The sequence below is a fragment of the Lelliottia sp. WB101 genome, assembly GCF_003051885.1.
Taxonomy (GTDB): Bacteria; Pseudomonadota; Gammaproteobacteria; order Enterobacterales; family Enterobacteriaceae; genus Enterobacter; species Enterobacter nimipressuralis.
Genome location: NZ_CP028520.1, coordinates 3,990,737 through 4,006,792, shown reverse-complemented (window position 1 = coordinate 4,006,792; position 16,056 = coordinate 3,990,737). Strand labels below are relative to the sequence as shown.

Below are 16,056 nucleotides of genomic sequence, written 5' to 3'. Positions count from 1 at the left end.
GCGTAATCTAAGCGAAGTTTTTATCTAAGAGGCTGCACTGCTATGGATTTACAGGTCGTTCCAACACTGGATACGTTACGTCAATGGCTCGACGATGCAGGCATCACCTATTTTGAGTGTGATTCCTGTCAGGCGTTGCACCTGCCACATATGCAAAATTTCGACGGCGTGTTTGATGCCAAAATCGATCTGATTAACGACGTTGTGCTTTTCTCGGCGCTGGCGGAGGTCAAGCCCTCGGCATTACTGGCGTTGGCGTCTGATTTGTCGGCCATTAATGCCGGTTCTTTGACGGTGAAAGCATTTCTCGACATACAGGATGATAATCTGCCAAAGCTGGTGGTTTGCCAGTCTTTATTCGCCGGGGCAGGGGTGTCGTTCAAGCAGTTTGCCTGGTTTATGCGCCAGAGCGAAGAGCAGATTTCCATGGTCATGCTGGAAGCCAGCGCGCACCATTTACTCTTTACCACGGAAGAGGAAATGGAGAATAACGATTCACGTGAATCGTTCCTGCACTAAGCCTTTCCGACCTGCACGCAGTCGCTGCCATGGCGGCTGCACATCACAAAATTTTCCTCTGCCTGTAACCTTTCTTTAAAGAATTATTCACCTCATCGCAGGCCATTTCGGCTTATCACATAGACAGATCCTGCATAAAAAATTGATAAAAGGCGTTTTTTAATCTGGGCTATAGCCTGGGGCACGGGCTACAGTTATTCTTGCGGAGCTTAAAAAAGCGAGCAAAAACTGCCAAAAGATTTTTTCTTTTGCGTCAGGCAGAGCGACAAAGTATGCATGATTCTTGCATATCACCAATTGCATGGTTGTAGTTCGTTTGTTAACAACAGTTAACGAGCTTTCATAAGGAATAACGATATGATCGCCTTGAATAAAAAATGGTTATCGGGTCTGGTTGCGGGTGCTCTGATGGCTGTCTCTGCCGGCACGCTCGCTGCGGAACAAAAAACGCTGCATGTCTATAACTGGTCTGATTATATCGCGCCGGACACGGTTGCGAATTTCGAAAAAGAGACCGGGATTAAAGTGGTTTACGACGTCTTCGACTCTAACGAAGTGCTCGAAGGCAAACTGATGGCAGGTAGCACCGGCTTCGACCTGGTCGTGCCGTCAGCCAGCTTCCTTGAGCGTCAGCTCACTGCGGGCGTGTTCCAGCCGCTGGATAAAAGCAAGCTGCCAAACTGGAAAAACCTCGATCCTGAGCTGCTGAAGCTTATCGCCAAACATGACCCGGAAAACAAATTCGCCATGCCGTACATGTGGGCAACCACCGGCATTGGCTATAACGTCGACAAAGTGAAAAAAGCGCTGGGTGCAGATGCGCCAGTGAACAGCTGGGATCTGGTGCTGAAACCAGAGAACCTCGAAAAACTGAAAAGCTGCGGCGTCTCCTTCCTTGATGCGCCTGAAGAGGTGTTCGCCACCGTGCTGAACTATCTCGGCAAAGATCCGAACAGCACCAAAGCCGACGACTACACCGGCCCGGCGACGGATCTGCTGCTGAAGCTGCGTCCAAACATTCGTTACTTCCACTCCTCCCAGTACATTAACGATCTCGCCAACGGTGACATCTGCGTGGCGATTGGCTGGGCGGGTGACGTCTGGCAGGCAGCGAATCGCGCGAAAGAAGCTAAAAACGGCGTGAACATCTCCTATTCGATTCCGAAAGAGGGGGCGATGGCCTTCTTCGACGTCTTCGCGATGCCTGCGGATGCGAAAAACAAAGACGAAGCCTATCAGTTCCTTAACTATCTGCTGCGTCCGGACGTGATTGCGCATATTTCTGACCACGTCTTCTACGCCAACGCCAACAAAGAAGCGACACCGCTGGTGAGCGCGGAAGTGCGTGATAACCCGGGAATTTACCCACCGGCTGACGTGCGCGCCAAAATGTTCACACTGAAAGTGCAGGATCCGAAAATCGACCGCGTGCGTACCCGTGCGTGGACGAAGGTGAAAAGCGGTAAATAACAGCGGTTATGCACGCCGGGCACGCGTTGCGCTGCCCGGCAAAACGCACCGTTCGGGTGCGTTTGCACTATTTTAGATTTCTGCCGGAGAGCACCCCGTGAATGAAACCATCCCCCGCCCGCAGGCGAAAACCCGTAAAGCGCTGACTCCGCTCCTTGAAGTCCGTAATCTGACCAAATCGTTCGACGGCCAGCACGCCGTGGACGACGTCAGTCTGACGATTTATAAAGGCGAAATTTTTGCGCTGCTAGGCGCATCAGGCTGCGGGAAATCCACGCTGCTGCGCATGCTGGCCGGATTTGAACAACCGACGTCCGGACAAATTATGCTGGATGGTGTCGACCTCTCCCGCGTTCCACCTTATGAACGCCCGATCAATATGATGTTCCAGTCCTACGCGCTGTTTCCCCACATGACGGTGGAGCAGAACATTGCCTTTGGCCTCAAGCAGGACAAGCTGCCGAAAGCGGAAATCGCCGCACGCGTGGCGGAAATGTTGAGCCTGGTGCATATGCAGGAGTTTGCGAAACGTAAGCCGCATCAGCTTTCCGGCGGCCAGCGTCAGCGCGTGGCGCTGGCAAGAAGCCTGGCAAAACGCCCGAAACTGCTGCTCCTCGACGAGCCGATGGGGGCGCTCGATAAAAAACTGCGCGACCGCATGCAGCTCGAAGTGGTGGATATCCTTGAGCGCGTCGGTGCGACCTGCGTGATGGTTACCCACGATCAGGAAGAGGCGATGACCATGGCCGGGCGCATCGCGATCATGAACCGCGGCAAGTTCGTGCAAATCGGCGAGCCGGAAGAGATTTATGAACATCCGACCACCCGCTACAGCGCCGAGTTTATTGGCTCGGTCAACGTCTTCGAAGGGCTGCTGAAGGATCGTCAGGAGGACGGTCTGGTGATTGATTCGCCGGGGCTGGTGCATCCGCTCAAAGTCGATCCGGACGCGTCGATTGTCGACAACGTCCCGGTCTACGTGGCCCTGCGCCCGGAAAAAATCATGCTTTGCGAAGAGCCGCCTGCGGATGGCTATAACTTTGCCGTCGGCGAAGTGGTCCATATTGCCTATCTGGGCGATCTCTCGATCTATCACGTGCGCCTCAAAAGCGGGCAGATGATCAGCGCCCAGTTGCAGAATGAACACCGCTACCGTAAGGGGCTGCCGACCTGGGGCGACGAAGTGCGCCTGTGCTGGGATGCGGACAGCTGCGTTGTGCTGACGGTATAAGGAGTGGCCATGAATACACTTGAACCACCGGCCCGCGTGCAAAAATCGGGCGGTTTCGCGCAGTGGCTGACGCGCATGCAGATGGCGCATGGCCGTAAGCTGGTGATTGCCATGCCGTACGTATGGCTGATCCTGCTGTTCCTGCTGCCGTTTTTGATCGTCTTTAAAATCAGCCTCGCGGAGATGGCGCGCGCGATCCCGCCGTACACCAATCTGATGGAGTGGGCCGACGGCCAGCTGTCGATCACCCTTAATCTCGGGAACTTTCTCCAGCTCACGGACGATCCGCTCTATTTTGAAGCTTATCTGCAGTCGCTGCAGGTGGCGGCGATCTCGACGATCTGCTGTCTGGCGATGGGCTATCCGCTCGCCTGGGCGGTGGCGCACAGCAAACCCTCGACGCGCAACATCCTGCTGCTGCTGGTGATTTTGCCGTCGTGGACTTCATTCCTGATCCGCGTGTATGCCTGGATGGGCATTCTGAAAAACAACGGGGTGCTGAATAATGTCCTGATGTGGCTCGGCGTTATCGATCAGCCGCTGACGATTTTGCACACCAATCTGGCGGTCTATATCGGGATTGTGTACGCCTATCTGCCGTTTATGGTGCTGCCGATTTACACGGCGCTGACGCGGATTGACTACTCGCTGGTGGAAGCTTCGCTGGATCTCGGCGCGCGTCCGCTGAAAACCTTCTTCCAGGTGATTGTGCCGCTGACCAAAGGCGGGATTATTGCGGGGTCTATGCTGGTCTTTATCCCGGCGGTGGGCGAGTTCGTGATCCCGGAACTGCTCGGCGGCCCGGACAGCATCATGATTGGCCGCGTGCTGTGGCAGGAGTTCTTCAATAACCGCGACTGGCCGGTGGCGTCGGCGGTGGCGATTGTGATGTTGCTTCTGCTGATCGTGCCGATCATGTGGTTCCACAAACATCAGCAAAAACAGATGGGAGATCACGGATGAACAACTTACCGGTGGTGCGCTCCCCGTGGCGAATTGTGATTCTGGTGCTCGGCTTTACCTTCCTCTACGCGCCGATGCTGATGCTGGTCATCTACTCGTTTAACAGCTCCAAACTGGTGACGGTCTGGGCGGGCTGGTCGACGCGCTGGTACGGCGAACTGTTCCGCGATGACGCGATGATGAGCGCGGTGGGGCTGAGTCTGACCATCGCCGCCTGTGCGGCGACCATGGCGTCGATTCTCGGCACGATTGCAGCGATGGTGATGGTGCGTTTTGGTCGCTTCCGTGGCTCGAACGGCTTTGCCTTTATGATCACCGCGCCGCTGGTCATGCCTGATGTGATTACCGGTCTGTCGCTGCTGCTGCTGTTTGTCGCGCTGGCGCACGCCATCGGCTGGCCGGCTGATCGCGGCATGCTGACGATCTGGCTGGCGCATGTGACTTTCTGTACCGCCTATGTGGCTGTGGTGATTTCGTCGCGCCTGCGCGAACTGGATCACTCCATCGAAGAGGCGGCGATGGATCTCGGTGCAACGCCGCTGAAGGTCTTCTTCATCATTACGCTTCCGATGATCATGCCTGCGGTGATTTCCGGCTGGCTGCTGGCGTTTACCCTGTCCTTGGACGATCTGGTGATTGCCAGCTTCGTCTCCGGGCCTGGGGCGACCACGCTGCCGATGCTGGTCTTCTCCAGCGTGCGAATGGGCGTTAACCCGGAGATCAACGCCCTGGCGTCGATCATCCTCGGTGTGGTGGGTATTGTCGGTTTTATCGCCTGGTATCTGATGGCGCGGGCGGAAAAACAGCGTGTGCGTGATATCCAGCGTGCAAGACGCGGCTGAAGCATTTAAAATTCTCAATGAAGTGCCGCGCCTGTCGCGGCACTGTTTTTCAGGGAAGTAAAAACATTGGGACTGTTTACCAAATCACGACATTCGCATGCGCGCCTCAATGTACCTGCACTGGTGCAGGTAGCTGCGCTCGCCATTATTCTGATTCGCTGCCTGGATTTGCTGATGGTGTTTAACATGCTCGGCGTGCGGGGCGTGGTCGAATTTATCCATCGCAGCGTACAGACATGGAATCTGACGCTGGTCTTTTTCGCAAGCCTGGTGCTGGTGTTCGTCGAGATTTACTGCGCCTTTTCCCTGGCGAAAGGGCGTAACTGGGCGCGCTGGGTCTATCTCCTGACTCAGGTGATCGCCACGGGGTATCTGTGGGCCGCCTCGATTGGATACGGCTACCCTGAGCTGTTCAGTATTGCCGGGGAGTCGAAGCGGGAAATTTTCCGTTCACTGGTGATGCAGAAATTGCCTGATCTGTTGGTGCTGTTCCTGCTGTTTGTCCCGGCATCCAGCCGACGGTTCTTCCGCCTGCAATAATGTGTATAATCGCTGCCCTCGCGAACAATGAGGTTTTCCTATGCAGTGCGCACTTTATGACGCCGGTCGCTGCCGCTCCTGTCAGTGGATAGAACAGCCGGTTTCCCAGCAACTTACCGCCAAAATGGCCGATCTCCAGCAGCTGCTTGTTGAACATCCGGTCGCGGAGTGGTGCGCGCCCGTCAGTGGACCGGAGCAGGGCTTTCGCAATAAAGCCAAAATGGTTGTCAGCGGTAGCGTCGAAAGGCCGCTGCTCGGCATGCTGCATCGCGATGGCACGCCGGAAGATCTCACGGATTGTCCGCTCTATCCCGCTTCCTTTGAGCCGGTGTTTGCCGCGCTGAAACCCTTTATCGCCCGCGCTGGTCTGACGCCTTACAACGTCGCCCGTCAGCGCGGTGAGCTGAAATATCTCCTGCTGACGGAAAGCCAGCTCGACGGCGGGATGATGCTGCGCTTTGTGCTGCGATCTGAAACCAAGCTTAAACAACTGCGCGCAGCGCTCCCCTGGCTGCAACAGCAGCTGCCGCAGCTGAAGCTGATTACCGCGAACATTCAGCCGGTGCATATGGCGATCATGGAAGGGGAGAAAGAGATCTTCTTCACTGAACAGCAGGCGCTGGCCGAGAATTTCAACGGCGTGCCGCTGTGGATCCGCCCACACAGTTTCTTCCAGACCAACCCGGTGGTTGCCAGCCGACTGTACGCCACGGCGCGTGACTGGGTGCAGGCGTTAAACATCGATCATATGTGGGATCTCTTCTGCGGGGTTGGCGGGTTTGGCCTGCACTGCGCGACGCCGAACATGAAATTGACCGGGATCGAGATCTCCGCCGAGGCGATTGCCTGCGCGAAGCAGTCTGCCGCCGAGCTGGGCTTAACGGATCTCCATTTCCAGGCGCTGGACTCCACGCAGTTTGCCACGGGGCAGGGCAGCGTCCCGGACCTGGTGCTGGTGAACCCTCCGCGTCGCGGCATCGGTAAAGCTCTTTGCGAATACCTGAGCCAGATGGCGCCAAAAACCCTTATCTACTCCAGCTGCAATGCGCAGACCATGGCCAAAGATATCGCGATGCTGTCGGGCTATCGCGTCGAGCGGGTACAGCTTTTCGATATGTTCCCGCATACGGCGCACTATGAAGTGTTGACGCTGCTGACTCGCAGATAAAAAAGATAAGTCGGGTCAGCGCAGCGCCGCCCGACCCCCTCCCGCACAATCTTCAACAAAATGTGAACTCTTCCATGCCCTAAAATCAGGTAAGCTTGAACTATTCACGATGAAGTAAGGCTTACCGATGAAGCACATCCTGCTGGTGGAAGACGACAGCGATATTGCGTCACTGCTGCGATTAAACCTCGAAGACGAAGGCTATGCGATCACGCACGAAGCGGACGGCGCGCGGGCATTGCAATTGCTCGACCGCACCCACTGGGACGCGGTGATCCTCGATCTGATGCTCCCGAACGTGGACGGCCTGGAGATCTGCCGCCGCATCCGTCAGCTTACCCGCTATCTGCCGATTATCATCATCAGCGCCCGCAGCAGTGAAACCGACCGCATCACCGGGCTTGAAACCGGCGCCGACGATTACCTGGCCAAACCCTTCTCCGTGCAGGAGCTGATTGCCCGTATCAAAGCCCTGTTTCGCCGTCAGCAGGCGATGGGGCAGGCGCAGACCAGCGGCACGATTGTCGCGCACGGGCTGACGCTTGATCCGCTCGCCCGCAGCGTGCGTCTGCACGGCAAAGAGGTGGATCTCACGCCGCGCGAATTCGAGTTGCTCTGGTTTTTTGCCCGTCACCCCGGCGAGGTCTTTTCCCGGCTGGCGCTGCTGGAACAGGTCTGGGGTTATCAGCACGAAGGATACGAGCACACCGTTAACACCCACATTAACCGCCTGCGGATCAAAATCGAAAAAGATGCCGCCGAGCCGGAAATTATTCGCACCGTCTGGGGCAAAGGCTACAAATTTGCGGAACTGAACCATGATGCGACGTCTTAGCCTCAGTCAGCGGCTGACGCTGCTGTTTATCCTGCTGCTGATCCTCTGTGCCACCGTGGCCTGTGTGGTGCAACTCTACGCCAGCAAACAGTACGGTAACGCCATGGTGCAGCGTCTTTCCAGCAGTCTGGCGCAGCAGATCCTTCAGCGCGAGCCGGTGCTGGACGCCGAAGGGGGCGTTGACCGCAGCCGCCTGAAACCGCTGTTTGATCGGCTGATGACCTTTAATCCCAGCGTTGAACTGTACGTGATCTCACCCGATGGCGATCTGCTGGCCGACGCCGCACCGCCGGGGCATATTAAGCGGCAAAAAATCGCCATCGCGCCGCTGCAAACTTTTCTCAGTGGTACCAGCTGGCCGGTGTACGGTGACGATCCGCGCAGCCTGGATAAACAGAAAGTGTTTAGCGTAACGCCGCTGCGCCAGGACGGGGAGCTGCGCGGCTATCTGTATATTATCCTGCAGGGCGAGGAGTTTAACGCTCTGGCGGATATGGCATGGCACAAGACGCTCTGGAGCACGGTAATGTGGTCTCTGCTGCTGGTGGCGGGCTTTGCCCTGCTGGCGGGAGGACTGGTCTGGTACTGGGTCACGCGGCCGGTAAAAAGGCTGACGGCGGAAGTGTCCGGACTGGAGCAGGACAGTATCAGCGCCATTAAACAGCTGGCAGCGCAAACGCCGGTGCCAGGCTCGGCGGATGAAGTGACGCAGCTGCGTAATACGTTTATCGAGCTGGCGCGCCAGATCACCACGCAGTGGGACCGGCTGGCCGACAGCGACCGGCAGCGCCGGGAATTTATCGCCAATATCTCTCACGATTTACGCACGCCGCTGACGTCGTTACTGGGCTATCTGGAAACCCTGTCGCTGAAATCCGCCACCCTGAGCGCCGCGCAGCATCAGCAGTATCTGGCGACGGCGCTCAGACAGGGGCAAAAAGTGCGTCATCTCTCGCAGCAGCTGTTTGAGCTGGCCCGGCTGGAGCACGGCGGCATCAAGCCGCAGCGCGAGCGTTTTGCGATGGCGGAACTGATCTCTGACGTGGCACAAAAATTTGAACTGACCGCCCAGACGCGCCAGCTTCGGCTGCATATCGACGTGCCGGGGCCGCTGCCGCTGGTGTTTGCCGATGTGTCGATGATCGAGCGGGTAGTGACGAATCTGCTGGATAACGCCGTGCGTCATACGCCGTCGGGCGGCGATATCCGGCTCTCCGTGTGGCAGGAGAATGAACAGCTGCAGGTAGAAGTGACCGACAGCGGGCCGGGCATTGAGGCGTCGTTGCGCGAAGAATTGTTCCAGCGTCCCTCGGCGTTAAGCCAACAGGCGTCGCGGGAGAATCGCGGTGGGTTAGGGCTGTTAATCGTGAAAAAGATGCTGGAGCTACATGGGGGGGGAATCAGTCTGTTGGATTCTGAACCGGGGGCGACATTCCGCTTTTTTGTGCCGCTTTAAGAAAAACCGGGCGGCGCAACCGCCACCCGGCACTATCATTTTAAAATTACTGCGGGAACCACTGGTCGCTAATTTTCTGGTAAGTCCCGTCAGTTTTAATCGCTTTCAGCGCGCCGTTCAGTTTTTCCAGCAGGGCTTTGTTATCCGGGCGTACAGCGATACCCAGACCGGTGCCGAAATACTGCGGATCGGTCACTTTCTCGGTCGCGGTACCCAGCTGTGGATTGGTTTTCAGCCACTCGTTCACCACCGCCGTATCGCCAAAGACCCCGTCAATACGGCCATTTTTCAGGTCGATGATCGCATTCTGGTAGCTGTCATAGGCCACGGTTTTCACTTCCGGATGCTTATCCTGCAGGTATTTCTGGTGCGTGGTGCCGTTTTCCATCCCGATGCGTTTGCCTTTCAGCTGATCAAAAGAGGTGTAAGCCCCTTTCTTCGCAATCACCACCGCGGAGTTGGCGTAGTACGGGTCGGTAAAGGAGACCTGCTTGCTACGCTCTGGCGTGATGTCCATACCGGAAATCACCGCGTCATATTTTTTGAATTTCAGAGACGGGATCAGGCTGTCGAACGCGTGGTTAGTGAATGTGCAGTCGGCCTGCATCTGTTTGCACAGCGCTTTGGCGAGGTCGATATCAAAACCCACGATCTGGTTGCTGGCATCCAGCGATTCGAACGGCGGATAGGTCGCTGAAACGCCGAAATTGATTTTATCTGCAGCCGATGCGCCTGCGGCGAATGTTGCCAGTAATGCAGCCAGAACTAACTTTTTCATTTTAATGCTCCCGTCTGTCAATCTTGTCATTATGCGCCGTGTCTGCGGCATGGATGTACAATGCCAGTTAATGAATTTGTATGCAATATTTATGATTAAGTATTTTTATTGAAATAAAAAAAACGGGCAGTCGTTAGACTTACCCGTTTTCGTGATGCAGTGATTATGCAGTTAGTTTCGACGCTCAAAGGCCAGCGCTTTGTTCTCGATAAGACGCATCAGCAGGGTCAGCAGGCCGTTCACCACCAGGTAAACCAGACCGGCTGCGCCAAAGACCATCACATCATAGGTGCGTCCGTACAACAGCTGGCCGTGGCCCATTACTTCCATTAGCGTAATGGTGTAAGCCAGAGAGGTACTTTTAAACACCAGCACCACTTCGTTGGAGTAGGAAGAGAGTGCGCGTTTGAACGCATACGGCAGCAGGATCGCCAGCGTGTCTTTCTTGCTCATGCCCAGCGCCCCGCAGGACTGCCACTGGCCTTCCGGAATGGCGCGAATCGCACCATAAAACAGTTGCGTGGTATATGCCGCACTGTTCAGGGAGAGCGCAATCAGCGCGCACAGCCAGGGTTCAGACAGCAGATGCCAGAGAACAGGGTAGTTCTGCAGCGACGGGAACTGGCCCGGTCCGTAGTAAATCAGGAAGATCTGCACCAGCAGCGGCGTACCGGTAAACAGTGTGATATAGGCGCGAACCACCCACACCAGCACCGGCGTTTTCAGCGTCAGAACGATGGTGAAAAAGAGGGCCAGAATCAGTGCCACCACGATAGACGCCACGGTCAGCGTCAGGCTGGTGTGCAGCCCTTTCATCAGCTCCGGTAAATACTCAAGCATCAGCCTGGTCTCCGTTCAAAACGCGTTGCGCGCAGATCAATACGTTTGAGAACGTATTGGCTCAGCAACGTGATCACCAGGTAGATAGCCGCCGCAACGATATACCAGGTGAAAGGCTCCTGGGTGCGGGTGGCGATGCTTTTGGTTTGCAGCATTAAATCGTTCACACTAATCAGGCTCACCAGCGCGGTGTCTTTCAAAAGCACCAGCCACTGGTTGCCCAAACCTGGCAGGGCATGCCGCCACATCTGCGGCATCACCAGGCGGAAGAAAATGGCGGCTTTCGATAAGCCCAGCGCCTGGCCGGATTCCCACTGACCCACAGGCACCGCTTTCAGCGCGCCGCGCAGCGTCTGAGACGCATAGGCGGAGTAGAGCAGAGAAAGGGCAATCACGCCGCACAGGAACGGGCTGACGTCAAAGTTTTCAATCTGCATCTGCACCGGGATCTGCGCAAAGCCGAGATTAAGGGTAAAGCCGTCCGACAGCGTTAACAGCAGCTGTGAGGAGCCGAAATAGATAAACAGAACCACCAGGATTTCCGGCAGCCCGCGCAGAACCGTCACCAGCGCTGAGCCCGCCCATGCGACCGGGCGCCATTTGGCTGACTCCCACACCGCAAAGAACATCGCCAGCACAAGGCCGATAATGAGTGCGCAAACGGCAAGGCCGACGGTCATCCCGGCGGCACTTGCTAAAGGAAAAATTTCGTTCATCAGATCTTACTTCTGGAACCATTTGGAATAGATGGTTTCGTACGTGCCGTCTTTTTTCACTTTATCCAGCGCAGTATTGAGCTTCTGCTGCAGGTCAGTGTTGCCCTGACGAACAGCGATGCCCAGACCGGTACCGAAGTAATCTTTGTCTGTCACTTTATCGCCGATAGCGGCCAGTTTCGGATCGGCTTTCAGCCACTCGGTGACCACGGCAGTGTCACCGAACACGGCATCAATACGACCATTCTGCATATCCAGCTTGGCGTTCATGTAGCTGTCGTAAGGCACAACGGTGATTTCCGGGTGCTTATCGGTGATGAATTTCTGGTGCGTGGAGCCGTTCTGCATACCGACTTTTTTGCCTTTCAGCGCGGCGATATCCGCAATTTTGCCTTTCTGGCCGACGAACAGGGCCGAGTTTTCATAGTACGGCTGAGTGAACAGCACCTGTTTTTCACGTTCTGGCGTGATGTCCATTCCGGAAATTACCGCGTCGAAGCGACGGAACTTCAGGCTTGGGATCAGGCTGTCGAACGCCTGGTTGGTAAAGGTACAGGTGGCGTCGATCTCTTTACACAGCGCGTTCGCCAGATCCACATCGAAGCCCACGATCTTATTGCTGGCATCCATGGATTCAAACGGAGGGTAAGACGCTTCCATGGCAAAACGAATCGTCTGTGCTGCGGTAGCGGAAAGGCTGACGCTGGCAAGCAGCGCGGCTATCAGTACTTTTTTCATTGTCATTTTCCCTAACACATCAGTGAGATAAATAGTTTTTAAAGGCGTCGGTTTGCGGGGCGGTAAAGCAGCTCGCATCACCTTGTTCAACAATATGACCGTTTTCCATGTACACCACGCGGCTGGCGGTTTTGCGCGCCACTTCCACTTCATGGGTCACGATCACCTGTGTGATATTGGTTTCGGCCAGCTCGCGGATGATGCTGACGATCTGGGCGGTAATTTCCGGGTCCAGCGCGGCGGTAGGCTCATCGAACAGCAGTACCTGCGGCTCCATCATCAGCGCACGGGCAATGGCGACACGCTGCTGCTGTCCACCGGACAGGTGCAGCGGATAGCGATCGCTGTAAGGTTTTAAGCGCAGACGTTCGAGCAGCTTTTCAGCGCGGGCGAGGGCCTGATCTTTGCTTAAACCCAGCACGCGGCAGGGCGCTTCAATCAGGTTTTGCTGCACGGTGAGGTGCGGCCAGAGATTGTATTGCTGAAACACCATGCCGACGTTCTGACGCAGATCGCGGATCGCTTTATCAGAAGGGGCTTTGGCGAAATCGAAATGATTTCCGGCAATCGCGAGCGTGCCGGAACGTGGCATTTCAAGCAGATTGAGGACGCGCAGCAGTGAGCTTTTGCCCGCACCGCTTGGGCCGAGCAAAACCAGCGTTTCGCCCTCTGGGCAGTTCAGCGTGATGTCGAACAGCGCCTGGTGTGCGCCGTAGAAGCAGTTAATGCCGTTTAGTTGAATACTCATCGGGGCAGTCTTTACTCATCCAGGCAATCTATAGCAATTGAGGCCGCAGATAGTACCGTTGACAGAATAGTTATGCAATATTTATGCGTTAAAAGTTAAATATAAACCGTATTCAGGTTTAAACATAGCACAAAATAGCGAAGGGCATAGGGGGCGAGAATAAATGTCGGCATTCCTCGCGAAATGCCGCACATTTTACGGGGGAAACTTTTTTGTTTAACGATTTTCTATCGACTGGCGAAGCGTACCGGCTGGGGCGTGGACGCTGCCGCCGATGTAGCGCACGTCATCTATAGCCCAGCACTGGCCCTCACGGATCATCAGCACTTCATCCTGCCAGCTCTGGCTGCCTTGCGTCAGTTTGACTCGCAGCGGGATGTTGCGCGCATCGGTGTTTGGGATGGTAGAGGCGCTGGAGACGTCTGCGCGGTCAGGCAGCGTGGTGCGGCTGGAGAACGGATCGGATTTCAGCAGCGCGTTGTGCTGCGGATCGCGCGAGGCATCGTTAAGCAGTTTCGCCAGGTTGTCACTCAGGTACGGGCGCAGAGCGGTGAGATCGCTGCTGCGATGCGAAATGCGGTAATCATAGAACTGTTGAGCCACGGCATCCGGGCCGCCGTCAATGCACGGACCGCTGCGTGTCCCGATATCCTTAAAAGCCGGTGTCACCGTGGTGGTGCAGGCGCTGAGCAGCAGCGCGCACGGCACTAAAAGCGTCAAAGCAGAATAGCGCATGTTGATTTCCTTAATGATTAACTATCCTTTCAATAATAGCGTAACGAACCGATAATGCGGCTGAGTTAATCCGCTAACGCATTGAACGTTAAATAATCGTCATACTTCCGCATGCCGATGCATTTAACGCGTTCGTTCACCCGTTCACTGACTCACGTCAGCTACGGGGGATTCTCTCACGTGCCGCCTTGTGACTACGTGACTATTTTGAGTATTGAAGGAGATAAACATGCAATTTTCCACCACCCCGACTCTGGAAGGACAGCCGATTGTCGAGTATTGCGGCGTTGTCACCGGTGAAGCCATCCTTGGCGCGAACATCTTCCGCGACTTTTTTGCCGGGATCCGCGATATCGTCGGCGGGCGTTCGGGTGCCTATGAGAAAGAGCTGCGCAAAGCGCGGGAAATCGCGTTTAAAGAGCTGGGCGAGCAGGCCAAATCCCTGGGCGCGGATGCCGTTGTGGGCATTGATATCGACTACGAAACGGTCGGCAAAGACGCCAGCATGCTGATGGTGAGCGTCAGCGGTACGGCGGTGAAAACGCGCCGATGAAACGTTTGGGGTCCACGCTCCTGCTGGCGGTGTTGCTGGCAGGCTGCGCAGAGAAAGGGATTATCGATAAAGGGGCCTACGAGCTGGACACGCGGCATCAGGCGCAGGCGGCGTATCCGCGGATCAAAGTGCTGGTCATTCACTATACCGCCGATGATTTTGACAGCTCACTTGCGACGCTCACGGACAAAAACGTCAGCTCCCACTATCTGATTCCGGCCAGACCGCCTGAGCCGTCCGGCAAACCGCGTATCTGGCAGCTGGTGCCGGAGAAAGATTTAGCCTGGCACGCGGGGATCAGTTTCTGGCGCGGAACGAATCGCATCAACGATACCTCGATTGGTATTGAGCTGGAAAACCGTGGCTGGCAAAAGTCGAACGGCGAGAAAATCTTCACCCCGTTTGAACCGGCGCAAATTGCGGCGCTTATTCCCCTCGCCAAAGACATTATTGCCCGCTATGACATCAAACCGGAAAACGTGGTGGCCCATTCGGATATTGCCCCGCAGCGTAAAGACGATCCCGGCCCGCTGTTCCCCTGGCAGCAGCTGGCACAGCAGGGCATAGGTGCCTGGCCCGATCCCGCCCGCGTGACGTTTTATCTCAACGGAAAGTCGAAGTATGAGCGCGTAGAGACGGCAGCGTTGCTCGATCTGCTGGCGCGCTACGGCTATGACGTGCCGGAGAACAGCACCGAGGCGCAGCAAAAACGGGTGATTATGGTCTTCCAGATGCACTACCGTCCCCAGCTGTGGAACGGTATTGCCGATGCAGAAACGCTGGCGATTGCCAGCGCGTTGTTAGAGAAATACGGGCAGGGATAATTACCGGTGCAGTTTGCCGTGGTCGCGCAGCCAGGCTGCTGTGCGCACGATCCCTTCATCCAGCGTGACGATGGGCTGATAACCCAGCTCGGTTTCAGCGCGCGTGGTATCCAGCGTAAAATCGAAGTTAAGCTTTGACACGCCGTAGTGGGTCAGCGCCGGCTCTTTCGCCGATTTATTGCCAAAGCGCTCCATGCTGCGGGCGATCATGTCCAGCATCGGGTAGGGCACAGAACGAATGCGGCAGTGAATGTTCAGCTCATCGATCAGGCGCTGGACGATGCTGCGCAGCGTCTGCGGCTCGCCGTTGGTGATGTTGTAGGCGCGGCCGGACACCAGATGATCGCACTCGGACTGACTGGCCAGCCACATCGCGTGGATCGCATTCTCGTAGTAGGTCATATCCACCAGCGCATCGCCGCCGCGCGGCAGCAGCACGCTGCCGTAGTGGTGCATCATCTGCGCCAGACGCGGGATAAACACTTTGTCGTGTGGCCCAAACAGGCTCTGTGGACGCAGAACGGTGAAACGGGTGTGCGGGTTTGACTGCGCCAGCAGATCGATCACCTCTTCGCTGGCCGCTTTGCTGCGCGCAAACTCACAGGCGAAACGCGCCGGGCGGAAATCTTCCTGAATATCGCGATGGTGGTGATAATCAAAATAGAGCGACGGGGAGGAGATATGCACAAAGTTGCGTACGCCCCAGGCGACGGCCCATTCACCGAGGCGGCGAGTGGCGCGAACGTTAGCCAGGTCGAACGCCTGCTGCGTTCCCCAGGGAGAGGTAAAGCTGGAGCAGTGCCACAGTGTATCGATTCCGGCGAGCATGACTTTGGCCTGCGAAGACACCAGCTCTGTCAGATCGGCGTGGATGAATTCCGCGCCCATTTTTTGCAGGAGTTTACCCATCGCTTCGTTGCGACCGGTGGCTCTGACGCTGATGCCTTTCTGACGCAAAAACTCGACCGCATTTCGGCCTAAGCCGCTGGTGGCGCCGGTAACCAGTACCTTCATATCTATCCACTGTGTTGAAAAGAATTTCGTGCGCATTCTTCCGTGAATTACGTCACGATGCAATGGGAAAGGTGAAAGAATCAGAG

Annotated in this window: 18 protein-coding genes; 11 read left to right on the top strand and 7 right to left on the bottom strand. The window is 56.1% G+C overall.

Annotated elements, in window-relative coordinates; genetic code table 11:
• The first annotated feature begins 42 nt into the window (after positions 1–42).
• From DAI21_RS19465 to DAI21_RS19425, 9 genes are all read left to right on the top strand, one after another.
• Complete coding sequence (locus DAI21_RS19465; RefSeq protein WP_100777050.1) at positions 43–519, top strand: YbjN domain-containing protein; 477 nt, start codon at positions 43–45, stop codon at positions 517–519.
• A 357-nt stretch (positions 520–876) separates the two neighbouring features.
• Positions 877–1,989 (top strand): spermidine/putrescine ABC transporter substrate-binding protein PotF, encoded by a 1,113-nt coding sequence (gene potF, locus DAI21_RS19460; RefSeq protein ID WP_100777049.1) that lies wholly within the window; start codon positions 877–879, stop codon positions 1,987–1,989.
• 97 nt (positions 1,990–2,086) lie between these two features.
• Entirely contained in the window at positions 2,087–3,220 is a 1,134-nt protein-coding gene (gene potG, locus DAI21_RS19455) for a putrescine ABC transporter ATP-binding subunit PotG (protein ID WP_100777048.1), read from the top strand.
• Between the two features lie 9 nt (positions 3,221–3,229).
• Entirely contained in the window at positions 3,230–4,183 is a 954-nt protein-coding gene (gene potH / locus DAI21_RS19450) for a putrescine ABC transporter permease PotH (protein WP_100777047.1), read from the top strand.
• The gene (potI, locus tag DAI21_RS19445) at positions 4,180–5,025 is read left to right on the top strand and encodes a putrescine ABC transporter permease PotI (protein WP_100777046.1); all 846 of its coding nucleotides are present in this window, start codon (positions 4,180–4,182) and stop codon (positions 5,023–5,025) included. Before potH ends, potI begins: the two co-directional genes overlap by 4 nt.
• 42 nt (positions 5,026–5,067) lie before the next feature.
• Positions 5,068–5,565: a YbjO family protein gene (locus tag DAI21_RS19440; protein ID WP_228483451.1), complete on the top strand. Its 498-nt coding sequence runs from the start codon at positions 5,068–5,070 to the stop codon at positions 5,563–5,565.
• Positions 5,566–5,605: 40 nt separating this feature from the next.
• Positions 5,606–6,733, top strand: coding sequence for a 23S rRNA (uracil(747)-C(5))-methyltransferase RlmC (rlmC, locus tag DAI21_RS19435; protein WP_107703955.1), 1,128 nt, complete (start codon positions 5,606–5,608; stop codon positions 6,731–6,733).
• A 127-nt stretch (positions 6,734–6,860) separates the two neighbouring features.
• Entirely contained in the window at positions 6,861–7,568 is a 708-nt protein-coding gene (locus DAI21_RS19430) for a response regulator transcription factor (RefSeq protein ID WP_100777043.1), read from the top strand.
• Complete coding sequence (locus DAI21_RS19425) at positions 7,552–9,024, top strand: sensor histidine kinase KdpD (RefSeq protein WP_107703954.1); 1,473 nt, start codon at positions 7,552–7,554, stop codon at positions 9,022–9,024. The genes DAI21_RS19430 and DAI21_RS19425 overlap by 17 nt, the downstream gene beginning before the upstream one ends.
• 46 nt (positions 9,025–9,070) lie before the next feature.
• On the opposite strand, the gene artJ is transcribed toward DAI21_RS19425, so the two are convergent.
• The 6 genes from artJ to DAI21_RS19395 all read right to left on the bottom strand — a co-directional run bounded on the left by artJ (position 9,071) and on the right by DAI21_RS19395 (position 13,579).
• Positions 9,071–9,802, bottom strand: coding sequence for an arginine ABC transporter substrate-binding protein ArtJ (gene artJ / locus DAI21_RS19420; protein WP_100777041.1), 732 nt, complete (start codon positions 9,800–9,802; stop codon positions 9,071–9,073).
• A 171-nt stretch (positions 9,803–9,973) separates the two neighbouring features.
• On the bottom strand, positions 9,974–10,642 hold the full coding sequence (artM, locus tag DAI21_RS19415; RefSeq protein WP_107703953.1) for an arginine ABC transporter permease ArtM: 669 nt from the start codon (positions 10,640–10,642) through the stop codon (positions 9,974–9,976).
• Positions 10,642–11,358 (bottom strand): arginine ABC transporter permease ArtQ, encoded by a 717-nt coding sequence (artQ, locus tag DAI21_RS19410; RefSeq protein ID WP_100777039.1) that lies wholly within the window; start codon positions 11,356–11,358, stop codon positions 10,642–10,644. The genes artM and artQ overlap by 1 nt, the downstream gene beginning before the upstream one ends.
• A gap of 6 nt (positions 11,359–11,364) precedes the next feature.
• The gene (gene artI / locus DAI21_RS19405; RefSeq protein ID WP_102105164.1) at positions 11,365–12,096 is read right to left on the bottom strand and encodes an arginine ABC transporter substrate-binding protein ArtI; all 732 of its coding nucleotides are present in this window, start codon (positions 12,094–12,096) and stop codon (positions 11,365–11,367) included.
• Positions 12,097–12,115: 19 nt separating this feature from the next.
• Complete coding sequence (gene artP, locus DAI21_RS19400) at positions 12,116–12,844, bottom strand: arginine ABC transporter ATP-binding protein ArtP (protein WP_100777037.1); 729 nt, start codon at positions 12,842–12,844, stop codon at positions 12,116–12,118.
• A 216-nt stretch (positions 12,845–13,060) separates the two neighbouring features.
• Positions 13,061–13,579 carry a lipoprotein gene (locus DAI21_RS19395; protein WP_107703952.1) on the bottom strand — a complete coding sequence of 173 codons (519 nt, stop codon included), beginning with the start codon at positions 13,577–13,579 and terminating at the stop codon, positions 13,061–13,063.
• Positions 13,580–13,808: 229 nt separating this feature from the next.
• Here DAI21_RS19395 and DAI21_RS19390 point away from each other — a divergent pair, with 229 nt between their 5' ends.
• Both DAI21_RS19390 and DAI21_RS19385 read left to right on the top strand, forming a co-directional pair.
• Positions 13,809–14,132 carry a heavy metal-binding domain-containing protein gene (locus DAI21_RS19390; protein ID WP_100777035.1) on the top strand — a complete coding sequence of 108 codons (324 nt, stop codon included), beginning with the start codon at positions 13,809–13,811 and terminating at the stop codon, positions 14,130–14,132.
• Positions 14,129–14,956, top strand: coding sequence for an N-acetylmuramoyl-L-alanine amidase (locus DAI21_RS19385; protein ID WP_107703951.1), 828 nt, complete (start codon positions 14,129–14,131; stop codon positions 14,954–14,956). The genes DAI21_RS19390 and DAI21_RS19385 overlap by 4 nt, the downstream gene beginning before the upstream one ends.
• Here the strand turns inward: DAI21_RS19385 and DAI21_RS19380 are convergent, their stop codons facing one another.
• On the bottom strand, positions 14,957–15,970 hold the full coding sequence (locus DAI21_RS19380) for an NAD(P)-dependent oxidoreductase (RefSeq protein ID WP_100777033.1): 1,014 nt from the start codon (positions 15,968–15,970) through the stop codon (positions 14,957–14,959).
• Positions 15,971–16,056 lie beyond the last annotated feature (86 nt).